Source organism: Sorangium sp. So ce185 (genome assembly GCF_051526825.1).
In the GTDB taxonomy this organism is placed as follows: Bacteria; Myxococcota_A; Polyangia; order Polyangiales; family Polyangiaceae; genus Sorangium; species Sorangium cellulosum_D.
This window is the reverse complement of the sequence record NZ_CP150316.1, coordinates 11,645,832-11,662,412: the sequence shown is the minus strand read 5'-3', so window position 1 is coordinate 11,662,412 and position 16,581 is coordinate 11,645,832. Positions and strand designations below refer to the sequence as shown.

12 protein-coding genes are annotated in these 16,581 nt (G+C 71.6%); 9 read left to right on the top strand and 3 right to left on the bottom strand.

Annotated features, from left to right (window positions below; genetic code table 11):
- The first annotated feature begins 47 nt into the window (after nucleotides 1–47).
- From nuoH to WMF26_RS42960, 3 genes are read left to right on the top strand one after another with little or no spacing between them, the layout of a single operon-like run.
- Complete coding sequence (nuoH, locus tag WMF26_RS42970; protein ID WP_061628082.1) at nucleotides 48–2,024, top strand: NADH-quinone oxidoreductase subunit NuoH; 1,977 nt, start codon at nucleotides 48–50, stop codon at nucleotides 2,022–2,024.
- A 49-nt stretch (nucleotides 2,025–2,073) separates the two neighbouring features.
- Nucleotides 2,074–3,921 (top strand): hypothetical protein, encoded by a 1,848-nt coding sequence (locus tag WMF26_RS42965; protein WP_437997450.1) that lies wholly within the window; start codon nucleotides 2,074–2,076, stop codon nucleotides 3,919–3,921.
- Nucleotides 3,918–5,084 (top strand): trypsin-like peptidase domain-containing protein, encoded by a 1,167-nt coding sequence (locus tag WMF26_RS42960; protein ID WP_437997449.1) that lies wholly within the window; start codon nucleotides 3,918–3,920, stop codon nucleotides 5,082–5,084. Before WMF26_RS42965 ends, WMF26_RS42960 begins: the two co-directional genes overlap by 4 nt.
- 403 nt (nucleotides 5,085–5,487) lie before the next feature.
- Here the strand turns inward: WMF26_RS42960 and WMF26_RS42955 are convergent, their stop codons facing one another.
- On the bottom strand, nucleotides 5,488–6,273 hold the full coding sequence (locus WMF26_RS42955; protein ID WP_437997448.1) for a hypothetical protein: 786 nt from the start codon (nucleotides 6,271–6,273) through the stop codon (nucleotides 5,488–5,490).
- A 326-nt stretch (nucleotides 6,274–6,599) separates the two neighbouring features.
- On the opposite strand from WMF26_RS42955, the gene WMF26_RS42950 reads away from it, so the two are divergent.
- From WMF26_RS42950 to WMF26_RS42925, 6 genes are read left to right on the top strand one after another with little or no spacing between them, the layout of a single operon-like run.
- Complete coding sequence (locus WMF26_RS42950; RefSeq protein ID WP_437997447.1) at nucleotides 6,600–8,054, top strand: hypothetical protein; 1,455 nt, start codon at nucleotides 6,600–6,602, stop codon at nucleotides 8,052–8,054.
- On the top strand, nucleotides 8,051–10,255 hold the full coding sequence (locus WMF26_RS42945; RefSeq protein WP_437997446.1) for a hypothetical protein: 2,205 nt from the start codon (nucleotides 8,051–8,053) through the stop codon (nucleotides 10,253–10,255). Before WMF26_RS42950 ends, WMF26_RS42945 begins: the two co-directional genes overlap by 4 nt.
- A gap of 14 nt (nucleotides 10,256–10,269) precedes the next feature.
- On the top strand, nucleotides 10,270–11,304 hold the full coding sequence (locus WMF26_RS42940; protein WP_437997445.1) for a hypothetical protein: 1,035 nt from the start codon (nucleotides 10,270–10,272) through the stop codon (nucleotides 11,302–11,304).
- An 8-nt stretch (nucleotides 11,305–11,312) separates the two neighbouring features.
- The gene (locus WMF26_RS42935) at nucleotides 11,313–11,996 is read left to right on the top strand and encodes a hypothetical protein (RefSeq protein ID WP_437997444.1); all 684 of its coding nucleotides are present in this window, start codon (nucleotides 11,313–11,315) and stop codon (nucleotides 11,994–11,996) included.
- Entirely contained in the window at nucleotides 11,993–13,039 is a 1,047-nt protein-coding gene (locus tag WMF26_RS42930; RefSeq protein ID WP_437997443.1) for a hypothetical protein, read from the top strand. Before WMF26_RS42935 ends, WMF26_RS42930 begins: the two co-directional genes overlap by 4 nt.
- Before the next feature lie 28 nt (nucleotides 13,040–13,067).
- Nucleotides 13,068–14,141, top strand: a complete 1,074-nt coding sequence (locus WMF26_RS42925) for a hypothetical protein (protein WP_437997442.1) — start codon at nucleotides 13,068–13,070, stop codon at nucleotides 14,139–14,141.
- 21 nt (nucleotides 14,142–14,162) lie between these two features.
- On the opposite strand, the gene WMF26_RS42920 is transcribed toward WMF26_RS42925, so the two are convergent.
- Both WMF26_RS42920 and WMF26_RS42915 read right to left on the bottom strand, forming a co-directional pair.
- The gene (locus tag WMF26_RS42920) at nucleotides 14,163–15,224 is read right to left on the bottom strand and encodes a hypothetical protein (protein ID WP_437997441.1); all 1,062 of its coding nucleotides are present in this window, start codon (nucleotides 15,222–15,224) and stop codon (nucleotides 14,163–14,165) included.
- 192 nt (nucleotides 15,225–15,416) lie between these two features.
- On the bottom strand, nucleotides 15,417–16,352 hold the full coding sequence (locus WMF26_RS42915; protein ID WP_437997440.1) for a hypothetical protein: 936 nt from the start codon (nucleotides 16,350–16,352) through the stop codon (nucleotides 15,417–15,419).
- Between the last annotated feature and the right edge of the window lie 229 nt (nucleotides 16,353–16,581).

The following is a 16,581-nucleotide window of genomic DNA, read 5'->3' as shown; positions in this document are numbered from 1 at the left end:
TCTCCGCAATCTCGACCGCCCGGGCGGCGCGGTTTATAAGCGGCGCCATGCGCGGATCTCCACCCTGGAGAGCTCTCTCTCTCGGCTTCCTGCCGTGCCTCCTGGCCCTCCTGGCCCTCCTCGGCGGGGCCGGCTGCGCCGAGAGCAGGACGGCGCCCGAGCTCCTCAGCGTCATCGACGTCGTGCCGCGCGAGGTCGACCTCGGCGACCGCATCGAGATCCTCGGGACCAACCTGCCCACCGCGCAGGCGAGGGAGGCGGTCGTCACGTTCCGCGGGACGCTGCGGCGCCCGGGCCAGGCGCCGCTCACCGGCCAGAGCATCGAGATCGACGGCGCGCAGATCAGCAGCAACAAGGTGTCGCTCGTCTTCTCCGAGGGGATGCAGGCGCGCTTCGCCGGCCGCGGCGACGACGCGGTGCACACGACCTTCCACGGGGACGTGACCGTCGAGGTCCCCGCGACCGCGCACGGCGCGCTCCCCGTCTCCGGCACGGTGCGGGGCGTCACGATCGACTTCATCCCCCCGACCCCGCGCCGCGCCGTCATCGAGGCGCGCGAGAAGGAGGGGGCGCGCGCGCTCGCGTTCTTCGGCGTCGAGGTCGCGGCCGAGTCGCCGCCCGCCGGCGGGCTCGTCGTGACCTCCGTGCGCGACGGCAGCCCCGCGAGCCGCGCGCAGATCCTCGCCGGCGACGTCATCACGAGCTTCGAGGGCGTGAAGGTCCTCTCGAAGGGCGACGTGGCCCCGAGCGGCCACGAGCGGCTGTCGCCGGTCGGGATCCGGCGGGGCGGGGCGCCGTCCGAGGTCAAGCTCTCGACCGAGGGGTTCCACGCGAGCGCCCCGACCGATCTCCTCGGCGCCGGGATCATCCTCGGCATCGCCGCCGCGATCATCCTGCTCTTCATGGCGCCGACCGCGGGGATCATCACCTGGGTCGAGCGCCGCGTCTCGGCGCGCATGCAGTCGCGCATCGGGCCGAACCGCGCCGGGCCGCAGGGCCTCCTCGTGTGGATCGCCGACGGGATCAAGTCGATCCTCAAGGAGGACGTCATCCCGGCCGAGAGCGACCGGGCGCTCTTCCGGCTCGCGCCCTACCTCGTCTTCGTCGGCGTGTCGGCCACGTTCGTGGTCATGCCGTTCGGGCAGTACCTCATCGCGGCCGACCTCGACATCGGCATCCTCTTCGTCATCGCCGTGACGTCGCTCGTCACGATCGGCCTGATGACCGGCGGCTGGGCGTCGAACAACAAGTGGTCGCTCCTCGGCGGCATCCGCTCGGCGGCGCAGATCATCAGCTACGAGATCCCCGGCGCGGTCGCGATCGTGTGCATCGTGATGATGACCGGCTCGCTGCGGCTCCAGGACATCATCGCCGCGCAGGGCGGCGCCGGGCCCTCGGTGCTCGACGTGGGCGGCTGGCCCTGGCACTGGTTCGTCTTCCGCAACCCGATCACGTTCGCGCTGTTCTTCCTCTACTTCACGACCGCGCTCGCGGAGGGCAACCGCGCGCCGTTCGACCTGCCCGAGGCGGAGAGCGAGCTCGTCGCCGGCTACTCGACCGAGTACTCGGGGATGCGCTACCTCTTCTTCTTCTTCGCCGAGTGGGCGAACGTCTTCGTGATGTGCGGCATCGCGAGCGCGCTCTTCCTCGGCGGATGGCAGATCCCCGGCGTCTCGCCGGCCCAGCAGGAGGGGAGCTTCGGCCTCCAGCTCCTCGGCGTTTTCCTGTTCCTGCTGAAGAGCTGGGCGCTCGTCTTCGTGGTCATCTGGATCCGCTGGACGCTGCCGCGCGTCCGGATCGACCAGATGATGAACCTGTGCTGGAAGTGGTTCGTCCCGCTCTCGTTCGTGGCGTTCCTCCTGACGGCGCTCTGGATGGTGATCGGCGTCAGCAAGACGGTCCAGCTCGTCATCAGCGTCGTCACGTTCTCCGTCTGGGCCTACCTGCTCGTCCACTTCATCCGCAGGGTCCAGCACAACCTGCGGGAGGCCAAGGTTGCGCTCCACCTGAATCCGTTCCTGTGAGAGCAAACCCCGGTGCCACCTCGGCCTTGCGCTGAGGTATGCTGTCGGCGTGGCGGTCCCGTCGAGCCCGGCCTCCGACTTCTGCGCGGCGTGCGGTTTCCCGCTGCGCGGGCCGCGGTGCGAAGCGTGCGGGGTCGACCGCGCGCCGGCGCTCTCGCTCTCGCGCAAGCCGCCGCCCGCGGACGGCGACTGGGACGGCAGCTCGATCGACGCGTGGCGCACGCGGGATCCGGTGCGCTTCGTGGCCCACTGCGCCTCGGCCGAGGCCGGGACCGCCGTCCAGGCGACCACGCTGCAGGACGGCGTGGGCTGGCTCGTTCCGCTCGGGGCGGCGACGCTCTTCGTCGCGCTCGACGCGGCGAACGAGCGGGTGTCGATCGACGTGCCGGTCGTGCGCGTCGCCGAGCGGCAGCGGGTGCCGCTCTTGCGGGCGGCGCTGGAGCTCTCGGGCGGCGCCGAGCCGTTCCGGCTCTGCCTGCGGGACGATCTCTTGCTGCTCCGCCGCGTCGGCCGCGTCGCCGCCCTCGCGCCGGAGGCGCTGCGCCGGGCGCTGCGCGACAGCGGCGAGGCGGCGCAGCGGCTCGCGGCGACGCTCGGCGCCTGGTTCGACGCGCGGCCGCCGTTCTCGGAGGAGCAGCGGGCGAGCCTGACCTGGGCGTCGGCCGGCCGCGCCCGGCCGCTCAAGAGCTTCTCCATCCCGCCGGCGCCCGGCCGCGCGCAGGGCGCGCCGTCGGTGCGGGCCGCCGGGCCGCCGACGCCGGTCTCGGCGGTGCGGCTGCCGGCCGAGGAGCTCTCCGCGTGGGCGGCGCCCCCGCTGCCGCGCTTGCCCGAGTCGGTCGCGCGCCCGATCCGCGACGCGGACGCGATCCCCGACATCCTGTCCCCCTCGCTCGCGTCCACGCCGTTGCCGGTGTCGATGGGCGCCGCTTCGGGCGGCACGTCAGGCAGGAACGGCGGCGCGCCCACGCCCAAGGCCGGCATCCTGCCGCCGGCCCACGACGGCGGCGTCGCGTCCAAGGCGATCAGCAGCATGGCGATGCCGGGGCCCGAGGCCTCCGCCGCGAAGCCGGCGCCGGCGGGCGCGGCGACGGCGACGCCGCTGTCGGGTGAGCCCGCGCCGGCCGCGGACGCGCCGGCGCAGGCCAGCGATCGCCGCAGCGCGCGCACCGTGCCCTTCCGCCGCTCGACCTCCTCCGGCATGGCCGCCGTGGTGACGCCGGCGTCGACGCCGGTGTCGGTGCGCCCGCCCGCGCTGCCGGAGGTCGAGATCGATCCGCCGTCGCGCCAGAACGGCGCCGCGCGCTCCGAGGCGGCGAACACGCCGGCCGATCGGTTCTGCCAGCTGCTCCGGGACGCGCAGGTGCTCGGCGCGGCGCTCAGCTTCCAGGAGCGGCCGGGCGTCATGGTGCTCCTCATCCGGTGCACCGTGTTCCGCGCGATCTACGAGCACGGCGAGGCGATGCCCGACGCCGTGGCGCACCTCTACCGCTGCACGGCGGCGGCGACCCGCGAGCTCGCCCAGGCCGAGGGCGGCGCGCGCCGCGGCAACGCCGCGGGGGTCGCCGAGCCGGCGTTCCTCGCGATGGAGCGGCTCGTGACGCTGCGCGGGCAGGTGCCCGAGGAGAAGCCGCTCCACATCGATCCGCTCACCACGGCGGCGCTCGCGCGCGAGCACCTCGGCCGTTACCTGCGCGAGATCGAGCGCGCGCCGGCCGATCCGGTGCTCCGCCACTTCCTCGCGATCGGCGCGCTGTCGGAGCTGCTCGTGCGCACGAAGCTGCCGGCCAAGACGGAGCAGCGGCTGCGCGACATCGTCGCGTACGCGCAGCGCGACGGCGCCAAGCCGGGCACGATCGATCTGCTGATGACGGCGCTGTCGAGGATCGTCGCCCAATGACGTCGCAGCTCGCGGCGCACGGCGACGGCGATCTGGCCCTGCTCCACGAGCGCGTCGCCCGCGCGCGGCGCTCGGTGGTGGCGATCCGCGCCGGCGCGCTGGTCACGACCGGCTGGGTGGCGCTCGGCAACGGCGTGGTGGTGACGAGCCGGCGCGGGCTCGGCTACCCGACGGAGGTCGCGCTGACGTTCGAGGACGGGCGGAGCATGGCGGGTCGCGTGGTCGCGGCCGACGTGGGCCGGGACGTCGCGCTCGTCGCGCCGGTCGAGCCGCCGGGCGTCACGGCGCTCGCGGTGCGCGCGCCGGCGGAGCCGCGGCTCGGCGAGCGCGCCGCGGTGCTGAGCTGCCTGCCGGGGCAGAGCCTGCGGCTCGCGGTCGCGCGGGTCAGCCACGTGGCGCGCAAGGTCGACGGGCAGCTGCCTGGGTTCGAGCTCGACGTGACGGCGCCGCTCGGCGCGCCGGTGCTCGATCCGGAGGGGCGCGCGATCGGGGTGGTCGCGGCGCTGCCGGGCGTCGCCGGGGAGCTGGCGGGCCACAGCGCGGTGCTCCCGGCGGGCGCGTTCCAGCCGCTGCTCGCGCTCGTGGATCGGCCGCTCGGCGAGCTCCGGGATCGGGCGCCGGTGTACCGCTGTCCGGCGTGCGAGGAGCCGTTCGACATCGAGAGCGACCGGTGCCTGGGCTGCGGTCGGCTGTTGCCGCACGCGTTCGCGCCGTCTCCGGCGCGCGCGGGCGTCGAGCGGATGATCCGGCAGGGCCTGTCGTCGCTCGGGATCATCGCGAACCGGGCGCGGGTCGGTCCGCGGGCGTGGCGCATCGCGCAGCGGCCGTTCCCGGCGGCGGAGACGGCGACGCAGGTGGACATCGAGCTCGACGAGGCGGGGCGCCTCTTGACGCTGCGCGCGCCGGTGGTGGGCGTGCCGGCGGCGAACCACGAGCCGTTCTACCGGTTCTTGCTCACGATGAACGACCAGACGACGGGGGAGTTCCGCGTGTCGATCACGGGGGACGAGGTGGCGGTGTCGTGCGTGGCGGCGCTGGAGGGGTTCGCGGATCACGAGGTGGCGCTGCTCATCGACGGGCTTGTGCAGATCGCGGACGAGTACCGGCGGACGCTCGCGGAGACGTTCGAGGCGGCGCCGAGGTTCGAGTCGGCGGGGCGCTGACCCGAGGGATTCCGGGGAGCGCGCGAAGGTGCTCGGCGCCGGCGCGGAGGCTTCGCGCGCGGTCCGGAGGGTTTGCCGCGCGGTCCGGAGGGTTTGCCGCGCGGTTCGGAGGGGTTCCTGCGCGGTCCGGAAGCTTCGCGCGCGGTCCTGAAACCTTCGCGCGCGGTCCGGAAGCTTCGCGCGCGGGGCGGAGGGTCGAATTTCCCGAGAAATTCGTCGCCCGGCGCGCGCCGGACAGCGCCGGGGGCGCGGCGGACGCCGCTAAGTGCGCGAAAGCTCGTGCTCCGGAGCGCGCGGGAGAGCTTCCGGACCGCGCGCGAAGCTTCCGGAGCGCGCGGGAAGGTCTCGGGCGCGCGCGGGAAGGTCTCGGGCGCGCTCCGAAAGCCGGATCTTGTGTGCTTGATTACGCGACGTCGCTGTCGCTGGCCCCTTCGCCCGACGCCGCCGGCGTGGGCGGGGTGGCGACGGGCTTGGCCGGCGTGGTCGTGGGCTTGCGCTGGGGCGTCTTGCGGCTCGCGAGGCCGAGGCGGATGAGGTAGCTGCGCTTCTTGATCACGGCGCGGGCCGTTGTCGACCACTCGTCGAACCAGCCGCGCAGCTTGACGAGCGCCTCGCGCCGGCGCGCGGCCTCCGGGAGCTCGGTGTGCTCGGGCAGAGGCGATGTCGGGCCGAGCGCCACGTCGACAAGGCCCTTGAGGCGCTTGCGCTCGGCCTTGTCGAGGCCGCGGGTGGCGAGGAATGCGACGGCCTTTTTATCGCTCTGCTTCGACCCGGCGCGGTCCGGATCGGTGCCATTCTCGAGGACGTCGAGCCGCGCGAGGAAGGTGGCCACTCCCCGGACGGACGCGGTGCCGGTGGAGGGCGCGACATCCTTGAACACGTAATCGTGCACGTCGGGGAAACGCCGGCGGAGCGCGGCGCCATAACGGGCGTAATTGGGCTCGTCCCACTGATCGAGCTCCCCCGTCGCGGCGCGCTGCGCCCTGGCATCGTCGGTGTCGGCCGACGCGCCGGCCCTGCGGGGCGCGGCGAGGACATCGAGGAGGAGCGTTCGGCCCTCCAGGATATCGTCATCGGTCATCCCCGCCCCGGCCATCAACGTGCGAATCGCGGCGACGGCGCCTATCCCCATCAGGAGCTTTGTCGCGCGCTCCGGCGTGGCCTCGAGGACCGCATCCGAATATTCCATAAATATTTCCTCCCTGCCGGCCGGGAGATCCGGACGGCGGCAATGAGAGCGGAAGCTACAATGGGAGTTTCGGAGATGAAAAGAGGATTCTTGAGCTCCGGCTGCTGGATTCTTGCTCTTCCGGTGGGGCCCTCGGCCCTTGGCCCTCCAGCCCTTCAGCTGCGATGGTCTGTACGCTGAAGACGGACGGGACGGAGTTTCGCGCGCGCTCCGGCGCGCTCCTTGGCTGAGCAATGTCCTGTCGCTCCGGCCACGACGCTTGCCGCAGGAGAATGGGCGGGCGAGCTTGCACGGGCGAGAAAAATTGCGGGGTGGAGATAATGAGCATGAGAAGGAACGCGAGGCGAAAGGCGATCCTCGTGGCGGCCGTGGCCGCCCTGGCGCTCGGCGCGATGGGGTCAGGGTGCTTGTGGGGGCGCGAGGAGCACGCGCCCGGCCGGTTCTGCGCGCAATCGAACACCAGTGTGGTCGAGCACTGCGTGGACGCGAGCGAGGGCCCGGGCAGCGCGTGGAGCGAGGCCGAGGCGGACGGCGAGCTGCCGATCCAGATGTGGGCGGTCGAGCCGAGCGGCGCGATGCTCGACGAGCCCGCCGCGGACGCGGCGGCGCTCCGGGCCTGGTTTGACAACATCGAGCGGGCGGTGGCCTACGTGCGCGACGAGGAGAAGAACGCCGAGTCGCTCCGGGCGACCCTGCACGGCAGGCTCCTCGGGCTGCTCTTGAAGTCCAGGCAGCGCCAGGAGGCGATCTTGGAGGAGGAGCCGGTCCGCGCGACCGACAACTTCCGGCAGGCGATGACCGACAAGGCGAGCGCCGAGGAGGAGCCGCTCGTGGCCGCGCTCGCGGCCGACAAGCAGGCGATGGCGGTCGTGCAGGCGATCTTCGAGCAGGCCCGGAGCGACGCCGCGCCGCTGCAATCCCGGTACGCGGGCGTCGCGGCGCGGTTTGCCGCGTACCGCGCGACCGAGGCGGCGGAGACGGCGGCGTACGCGGCGCTCTCGGAGCGGGCGTCGCGGTCGGACCTCGACGGCCTCGACGGCGTGGAGCAGGCGGTGCTCGCGGCGGCGCGCGAGGCGAGCCGGGCGCCGAACGAGCTTGCCGCGGAGATCATGACGCTGTCGGCGGAGCTTCAGGCGCTCGCGGTGTCGTTCGAGGAGGGGATCGCGCCGCACGAGGAGGTGCTCGCGACGCACGGGGCGGTGGTGCCGGACATGACCTCGGGGGCGCTGCGCTCGCTGAGCGCGATGCTGGGCTACGCGCAGCGGCGGGTGGCCCGGAGCGACGCGACGGCGACGGCGCTGATCGGCGGCATCGCGCTGCGCCGGCAGGCGCTCGAAATCCTGAAGGCGGACGAAGGGGCGCGCGAGGCGATCGCGCGGTCGCGGATCGAGAGGGCGTCGGAGGTGTTCGGCGAGGGGGCGCGCGCGCGGGTGGAGGCGCTGTCGGCGGCGCCGCCGGTCAGCGAGAAGCTCGGGCTGCCGCTGCTCGCCGAGCGGTGCGGGGTGCTCGTGGCGCTCGTGCAGATGCGGCCGCTCTGCGAGGCGGCAGGGTCGTCGTGGCGCGAGGCCGGGTGCGCGGCGCTGCGAGGGCGGTTCGACGCCGCGGAGGCGGAGCTCAGGACGGGCCTGCCGCGGAAGATCGCGGCGGGCCTGGCGGCGCTGCGGGAGAAAGGGATGGCCGCGGCGGCGCTCGATGCGGTGCAGGCGAGGCTCGACGCGGGCGACGTGAAGGGCGCCGCCATCGCGTATGACGCCGCCGTGCGCGGCGCGGAGGGGACATGAGCCGGTCGGAGGAGTTCGCGCTGCGCCGCTCGGGCGCCGCGGTGCTGCAGAAGCTCGTCGCGCTGGTCACGATGCTGGCGGTGCTGGCGCCGTCGTTCGCGTGGGCCGGCACGCCGTACACCGTGCTCTGGAGGAGCCATCAGGACGTCGACTCGTGCGCGAGCCCCGAGCTGGCGCATGAAGGCGCTGCCATCTTCGAGGTGAATCAGACGCCGCTGCCCACCTACGGGATCCCCGGCGCGCTGCAGATCGAAGCCGACGGCTCCGCGAGCAACACGCTCGAGGCGGAGTTCGACTCGGTGCTGCTCCGCATGGGAAGGAACGACTTCCACTTCGGGGTCCACACCACGAACGGCGGCAACTGGTGTACCCAGGTGCACGACGTGGTGCACCTCGTCTCGGAGCCGCTCGGCCTGAACAAGCCGCTCTTCGACATCCGCCGCGACGGGACCGGCTTCGAGGGCAGCACCGCGGTCGACCTGAGCCTCGCGGAGATCAACCCGGCGCTGGCGCGCGACATCGCGGAGCTGGAGGTCAGGATCGCCCGCCTGATGACGGAGCTCCTCCGCAACGCCGCGAGGGTCGCGGACCTCCGGGCGCGGATGGACCTCCTGCGGCAGCTCGACACGGAGCTGCACGACCTGGTGAGCCGGCCGCTGGACGAGATCTCGCGGACCGACCTCGACACGATCCTGGACCGGTACAAGGACGTGGTCGACCCGGAGACGCGGGCGGCGATGGAGCAGCTCGTCGACGACCTGAAGAAGAGCGTCAGCGACCTGGAGAGCGAGCTCGCGCGGCTGCTCGACGAGTTCGGCGCGCAGGCCGATGAGGTGGCGGACCTCGCGACGCAGGACGCGCGGGCTGAGGGGTGGGACCCGGACGACTCGTGGAACTACGCGCTCGGGCAGAGCGAGGTGCCGTGGGTCGACGTGCCGGACATCGCGGAGGTGGACGGGGCGTTCGACGAGGGGAGGGATCCTTATGCGGGGTACGCGGACGCGGTGATCGCGGCGCTGGAGGCCGGTGTGAGCGGCGGGGTCGTGGTCGCGCGGGCGGACTTCGTGGCGAACGTGCGGGCGTGGCGAGAGAACAGCGCGGCGCTGGAGATCGCGCTGCGCGACCGGATGGGGGTGTCGCTGGCGGAGACGAACGCGTTCCTGAAGGCGCAGAACCGGATCACGGCGTACGTGCGGCGGTACATGGATGCGTCGGACTGGTTCGTGGACACGCCGGTGCCGGCGGACCTGCGCTTGTACGTGGACACGGTGCTCAAGCCGCGGTTCGATGCGCTCGCCGACCAGATGAAGGACAGCCTGAACCAGTGGACGGGGGACGGGCTCGACCTGGAGCAGACGCAGCTCTACCAGACGATCAGCGCGTTCGCGGGCGCGATGTCGACGATCGGCGAAGGCGTCGAGGCGTACGCGGAGGTGATGCAGACGCTGGTGCACGCGACGACGCGCATCGGGGTGGGGTTCGTGCCCGTTGTGGGGCCGGTGCTCGACCTGTGCGAGGCGGTCACCGGGAAGGCGTTCTGCTTGCCGTCAGGGCAGGAGCTCAGCGACGAGGAGCGGATCTTCTCGGGGGTGGGCTTCGGGCTCGGGGCGATCGGGCCGATGTGGCGCGCGGTCAAGACCAGCAGCGGGCTGCGACCGGCCGCGATCCGGGTGGCCGGGGAGATCGCCGAGGTCGAGGAAGCGTTCGCGCAGATCGTGAAGACGAACCGCGTCAGGGGTTACAAGAACCTCCGCGGGGCGATCACGACGGCGGCGGTGAATATCTTCGAGAAGAAGGCGGCCAAGTTCCTGGTGGACGACGGAAGAGCGCTCATCGGGGTCGGCGATGATGGCGTGCGGAGGGTGCTCCGCATACCAAAGGAGTCACGCCCTCGTACTATCGAGGGGATGGCGCCCGACTTCGTCTCGCTACGCGGAGGGAAAGAGCTGATTCTCAGCGAGGCAAAAGGTGGGGACCGCGTAGTCGCGGAGGACGTGATCGACCAGTTGACGAACGCGATGGATGCGCTGAAGACGAAGTGGGGGCTCGATGGCGACGTTGCCCGCTTAGAGCTCATCATGAAGCAGGGGGCGACGTTTGATAACAAGAACATTGGCGTGCGGGACGGCTACATGGTCAACCTGCTCACGGGAAAACCCGTCACCGTGGGCAACAAGTCGATCATGGTGATCCGGCTATGAGCGAAGCAGGTCCCATGTTCTACGCATGGTGTGACGAGGCAGACCGGGTCGACGCGCTCGCGGCAGCGTTGTCTGCGGTGATGATCCCAGGAGACCTCATCCGCGTGGCGATGGACAATGACATCCGGTACAAAACGCACTCCATCGATGAGGCGGTCGCGACGGTCCGCGCCCACTTCTCCGGATGGATCAACGCGGATGTAGCCTCCGGTGTCATGCTGCGCCACCCGGACCGCGACGTATGCTTCGGCATCGCATGCTTCGCGGAAGAATACGAGCGTCGCCATGCATCCGGGCCCCTTGTCTTGCGTGTGTGCAACAAGTCGGACTTTCTCAGTCCTGCCCTCGATCTCGTCTTGGGCAGGGGCGCGCGCTCGATCGAGACCGAGGCTGCGGTGGCGTGGCTCGTGATTGAGGACGACCTCGAGGACCTCCTGCTCCGCTTCTGCGCGCCAGACGCGAGCGGACGGATCCCGACCGGCGCGTGCACGCACGCTTGGGGCTGGGTTGCACCGGTCGACATGTGCGCCACGTACAACGCGAACGCCGCGGAGCTCGCGCGCGATCTCGCCCTGTCGTGGGTGAACCTTCACGACAAGGGCAAGATCGAGCGCGCCGCAGGCATGTCGCTCGATGCGCTGCGCGCGCGGGTGGAAGCCGCGCCGGCCGGTGCGCGCGTCGCCATGAAAGGTGGCAGCGAGCACGCGCGTTCGCTCTCCCGCGAGACCGTCCTCAAGGCGCTGGCAGCACCGCCTTCCGCGTTGCTCGACGCGCTCGAAGCATCGGCGGTGCCCGATGACGCGTGGCGCGCCGCCGCGCCACGCGCGAGAGAGATTTTGGAGCTGACAAGTCAGATCGAGGAGATCGAATGCCTCCCCACGTGGCGGGTGGACACGACCACGCGCAGGCACGTCCGCTTCCTCGAAGAGCACGCTCCGTTCCGCGTGCGCCGCCTGCCGAGCGGCGGCGTGGTGCTCGCGACCCACCCGTACCGCTCGCTGTGGCCGCTCTGGTCCGACGCCCTCTTCGTGCTCGGCCTGATGTCCTGACGCAGGTCGTGCACTCCCTCGCTTCTCCGGACTTCACACCCGGGCCGCAGGTACCCGACGGCGCACCCCTCCCTGAGCGCGCGAAGCGCGCGATTAGGGAGGGGCGGACCGCGCGCAGGCGCGAAGCGCCGAGCACGGGCCGGGGGTGGGCATCCGCTCTCTCGGCGCTGTCCTGCGCTCTCTCGAAGCCGTCCTTATCGACCAACATCGAGCGATTGGATTCGGACGACCCGCAGGCGTACGCGCTCGGGGAGAGCGAGGTACCGTGGGTGGAGGTGCCGGACATCACGGAGGTGGAGGGGGCGTTCGACGAGGGGAGGGATCCTTATGCGGCCTACGCAGACGCGGTGATCGCGGCGCTGGAGGCGGACGTCAGCGGAGGCGTGGTGGTCGCGCGGGCGGACTTCCTGACGGTATCCGCGCAGAACAAGCTCATCCTGAGCGAGGTGAAAACGGGCCGCAACGTCGAGGGGGGCAGGGTGATCGAGCAGCTGTCGAGCGGCATGGAGGGGGTACGGCAGAGGGGGCTCGCCGGAGATGTCGAGAAGGAGGTCGAGCTCATCGTGGAGCGGGGCGCGAAGTTCGGTGGCGACACGTACGTCGAGCAGGGCGGCTATCTCTTCGACACGAATAAGGACAAGAGGGCGACCCTGAACGGCTTCAACAGACCCATCAAGGTGATCCGACTATGAGGGAATTAGGACCTGGATTCTTCGCATGGTGTAACGAGCCAGAGCGGCTCGACGCGCTCGCGGCGACACTATCGGCCGTCATCGCCCCGGGCGCCCTCATCCGTGTGCAGACGGACGAGGACTTCGAAGCGGGCTCCGTGGACGAGGCGCTCGCGATCGCCCGCGCCCGCTTCGGAGGACAGACGAGCGCTCGCGTATCGTTCCGCATGATGCTGCGCGGCTCCAGGCGCGCCCTCATCGACATCTGGTGCCACTCCGAAGAGAGGGAACGTCAAGTGCCGCACGGCCCCCTCACCTTGAATCCATGGGGAAAGCAGGATTTTCTTTCCTCTGATTTCGACCTCGCCTGGGGCAGCGGCCCGCGCTCGATCCAGGTCGAGGCGGTGGTCGCCGCGCAGCTCATCCTGGACGACCTCGAGGATCTCCTCGTCCGCTTCTGTGCGCCGGACGCGAGCGGGCGCATCCCGACGGGCGCGTGCACGCATGGAGTGCACTGGCACGCGCCGGTCGACATGTGCGCGACGTACAACGCGAAGGCGGAGGAGATCGGCCGCGATCTCGCCCTGTCGTGGGTGCACCTCCACGACAAGGACAGCGTGTCGCGCATCGCGGGCATGTCGCTGCAAGCGCTCCGCGCGCGGGTGGAAGCCGCGCCACGCGGCGCGCACGTGGCGATGAAAGGCAAGAGCAAGCACTCGCGTTCGCTCTCCCGCGAGACCATCCTCAAGGCGCTGGCAGCACCGCCCGCCGCGCTGCTCGACGCGCTGGAAGCCTCAGCGGCGCCCGACGACGCATGGCGCGCCGCCGCGCCGCGCGCGACCGCGATCGTGGACCTGACACGCCAGATCGCGGAGACCGGCGAGGGGCCACCCACCTGGCCGGTCTGCACGTCCACGCACGGTCACATCCATTTCGTGAAAAAGCACCACCCCTTCCACGTGCGCCGCCTCCCGAGCGGCGGTGTGGTGCTGGCAACCCACCCGTACTGCTCCCTCTGGCCGCTCTGGGCCAACGCGCTCTCTGCGCTCGGCCTCATGCCCTGACCAGCAGCCTCATCATGGTGATCCAGGTATGAGATCAGGACCGCATTTCTTCGCCTGGTGTGACGAGGCCGCTAGGGTCGACGCGCTCCGCGCGGCGTTTTCGGCGCTCGTCCAAGACCCACCCTACGGTATCTACGTGGACATGCACCCCAGCGCGAGCTTCGGCGCGACCTCCGTCGACGAGGCGGTCGCGAAGATTCGAGCCCATTTCCAACACGCCGATGCTGAAGCTTACATCGCCGCCGCGTTGAGCCCCGGAGAGTCTGTCGATCTCATTCTTCGCTGCTACTCCGACAAGAGCGAGCGCATCACGCCGAGGGGCCCCATCCACATGCGCCCAAGCGACTACGAGGACCTTGGCCGCATGCGCATGGACCTCGCCTTGGTCAGCGGCCCGCGCTCCGTGGAGGCCGAGGCCGAGGTCGCGTGGCACATGGTTCTGGACGACCTCGAGGACCTGCTGCTCCGCGTCTGCGCGCCGGACGCGAGCGGGCGCGTCTCGACCGGCGGCTGCACGAGCGCGTGGACGTGGCTCGCGCCGGTCTCGATGTGCGCGACGTACCACGCGGACGCCCGCGACATCGCGCGCGATCTAGCCCTGTCGTGGATCAGCCTCCACGACAAGGAAAAGGTCTCGCTGCTCGCGGGCATGTCGCTGGAGGCGCTGCACGCGCGCGTCGACGCCGCGCCGGCTGGGGCCCGCGTATTCCCGAGAGACAACAGCGGGCGATCTCTCGCGCTCTCCCGCGAGACCGTCCTCAAGGCGCTGGCCATGCCGGGCTCCGCGCTGCTCGAGGCGCTCGACGCAGCGGCGGCGGTACCGGATGAGGCGTGGCGCGCCTCCGAGCTGCGCGCGAACGAGATCATGCACCTGACAGCGCAGAGCATGGCGAGAGGCGAACAGGTCACGGTGACAGGCAAAGGCCCGCCCATCTGGCGGGTGGAGATGACCGGCGAACACGTCTACTTCCTGGTCGACCACGCCCCGTTTCACGTCCGGCGCCTCCCGAGCGGCGGCGTGCTGCTGGCGACCCACCCGTACCGTACGCTCTGGCCGCTATGGGCCGATGCTCTCTCCGCGCTCGGACTGATGAGCCATTGAAAGGAACAGACTCGCCGCCGCTCAGCCCGGGCACCCCGCATCGCACTCCCCGCCGCAATCGACGCCGCGCTCGCCGCCGTTCTTCACGCCGTCGGTGCACGTCGGCGCCACGCACGCGCCGGCCCAGCACACGCCGCTCGTGCAGTCCGCGCCCGTTCTGCACCCGCCCTCCGGCGCGCAGCGCGGGCACGGCGCGCCGCAGTCGACGCCCGTCTCGGTGCCGTTCTTCACGCCGTCGGTGCACGTCGGCGCTCGGCAAATGCCGGAGTCGCACACGCCTTCGAGGCAGTCGTCTCCCGTCGCGCAGTCGAACCCCATCGGGCACGGCTTGCACGGGCCCCCGCAGTTATAATCGGTTTCCCCGGAGCCAGGGTCGTGCCGATTGTTCATGCAGTGGTCGCGAACGCACAGCGAACCATCGCACGCCAGCCCATTCGGGCACGGCATCGTCGGGTCGGTAGCAACGCATTCCACACACTGCGCCTCGTGACACCGCCCCGCCCCCGAGACCGGGCAGAGCACGCCGGTGAGCTGCGCGTTGACCGGCGTGTCGAAATCGCAGAGGTCGTTCGTGCACTCGTTCCCGTCGTTGTACACGTCGTACGCCGCCACGCTGACCACGCGGCCGTCCTTCGTGCACTCGTCCTGCTTGCAGTCGCCGCGCACCTGCGAGGCCAGCGGGCCCACCGCGATCTCGACCTCGCACGCGCCCTCCACGCACCGCCCCGCGCCGCACCGCGCGTCCGGCGGGCCAGGGCACTCGGCATCGCGCTCGCAACCCCCGGGCGGCTCGGGCACCCCCTCGCACTCGGCCGGCTTGTCCTCACCGCACGCGTCGCACGAACGGCACTCGAGGATGCACCCGGGCTCGCGCTCGCCGCGCGCGCAGCAGACCACCTTGCCAGGCTCCCAGCACTCGCACTGCCCATCGACGCAGATCGTGCCCGGCACGTTCTGGTGCTCCGAGTGGCAGTCGTCGGTGACCTCGCAGGTGGCACCCTGGTAAGGCCCGCCGCAGGCGAAGAACAGGCTCGAACCGCTGACAAAAAATGATGCGATAAGGTAATGCGTGGCGCGCGTCATGCGTCCAGTCCTCCGGCACGAGGCTGAGTCGCGGACACCCCGGCGGCCCCAATCCGCCGAGGTGTCGTTGGCCAGGTTGTTCGACCCCCGGACTATGCCGCGCTGGGTGCGCGTTCGTCACGCAAGTTTTCGCCAGCACCGCCGCTCCGCCGCGGGCGCCCCCTCACGGCGGGGCCGATGGCGGGCCGCACATCAGAAGACGCTCGTCACCGCGAAGCCCCCGGCCGACACCTCGAGCTCGGCCTGCCCGCGCGGAACCAGGGCGTAGGTGAGCGTGGCCCCCAGGACCGCGCCTCCCGCGGCGAACGCGGCGATGCCGACGGTCCGGAAGGTGCGCATGTCGTCGTAGGCCGAGGCCGAGTCGCGGCACATCGGCCAGGTCAACCGGAAACAACCGCTCGGGCCCGCAGAGCGGGCCGCAGCGCGGCCTGCCGCCTCCTTCTTCTCCGTGGCCATCATCATCACACCTCCGAGCGCCACGAGCGTGGCGGACAGGCCCACACCGCCGACGATCACGTCCGGCCGCGGCCCGGGTCGGGGAGGCGAGGGGATCGGCCGCGGGCCGCCCGGCTCGCGCGCCGCGTCGGGGCCGCCCGCGGCGCCAGTCCCATCCGCGGCGCCAGTCCCATCCGCGGCGCCCGCCGCGCCCGCGGCGCTCGCCTCCCCGGACGGCGACGCGAACGCGAGCGTCACCTCCCGCGTCCTGCCGCGCGCCACCTCGACCTCCGCCACCGCCGTCCTGCCGTTCGACGACGCCCGCACCACGTGGCGCCCAGGGAGGACCGGGACGGGCACGCGGCTCTCGAGATCGACAGGCTCGCCGTCGATCGTGACCGCCGCCCCCGCGGGCGCGACGACGCGGAGCTCGCCGACGAGCTGGCGCGCGCGCGCGAGATCGGCGAGCCGCGACTCGTAGAGCTCGCGCTCGCGAGGGGTCCTGGGCGCGCGCATGAGCTCCTTGCACAGCGACAGCCAGCGCACCGCGGCCGGCGCCTCGCCGAGCCGGTACGACAGCGCGCCGAGGTTGCACGCAGCAACCTGGGAGCGATCGACCTTCCACACCGCCATCCACAGGTCGCGCGCGTCGGCGAGCCGACCCTCGTCGACCGCGGCGTTCGCCTGCGCCATGAGGCGCGCGCTCGTCTCCGAAGGACGCTCGGCCGCCGCCCCCGACCCAAGCGTGAAGAGCGCGAGCCCTAGCCCCAGCGGAATGCCCCGACAAACGTTGCTGCGCAAGGTATGAACCTCCGTCGTCCAAAGCTCGCGCTCAAGCGCGCCGAGAGGACGGAGCGACCGGCGCCGAGAGGCGCGATGACCAGATCGAGCGCCGCCGCACAAGCAACGGACGCACGGCTGC

Excerpts from the sequence above, each read along its gene's own strand:
- nuoH (WP_061628082.1), top strand. The coding sequence starts at position 48 with ATGCGCGGATCTCCACCCTGGAGAGCTCTCTCTCTCGGCTTCCTGCCG.
- WMF26_RS42960 (WP_437997449.1), top strand. The coding sequence starts at position 3,918 with ATGACGTCGCAGCTCGCGGCGCACGGCGACGGCGATCTGGCCCTGCTC.
- WMF26_RS42955 (WP_437997448.1), bottom strand. The coding sequence starts at position 6,273 with ATGGAATATTCGGATGCGGTCCTCGAGGCCACGCCGGAGCGCGCGACA.
- WMF26_RS42950 (WP_437997447.1), top strand. The coding sequence starts at position 6,600 with ATGAGAAGGAACGCGAGGCGAAAGGCGATCCTCGTGGCGGCCGTGGCC.
- WMF26_RS42945 (WP_437997446.1), top strand. The coding sequence starts at position 8,051 with ATGAGCCGGTCGGAGGAGTTCGCGCTGCGCCGCTCGGGCGCCGCGGTG.
- WMF26_RS42940 (WP_437997445.1), top strand. The coding sequence starts at position 10,270 with ATGTTCTACGCATGGTGTGACGAGGCAGACCGGGTCGACGCGCTCGCG.
- WMF26_RS42930 (WP_437997443.1), top strand. The coding sequence starts at position 11,993 with ATGAGGGAATTAGGACCTGGATTCTTCGCATGGTGTAACGAGCCAGAG.
- WMF26_RS42925 (WP_437997442.1), top strand. The coding sequence starts at position 13,068 with ATGAGATCAGGACCGCATTTCTTCGCCTGGTGTGACGAGGCCGCTAGG.
- WMF26_RS42920 (WP_437997441.1), bottom strand. The coding sequence starts at position 15,224 with ATGACGCGCGCCACGCATTACCTTATCGCATCATTTTTTGTCAGCGGT.
- WMF26_RS42915 (WP_437997440.1), bottom strand. The coding sequence starts at position 16,352 with ATGGCGCAGGCGAACGCCGCGGTCGACGAGGGTCGGCTCGCCGACGCG.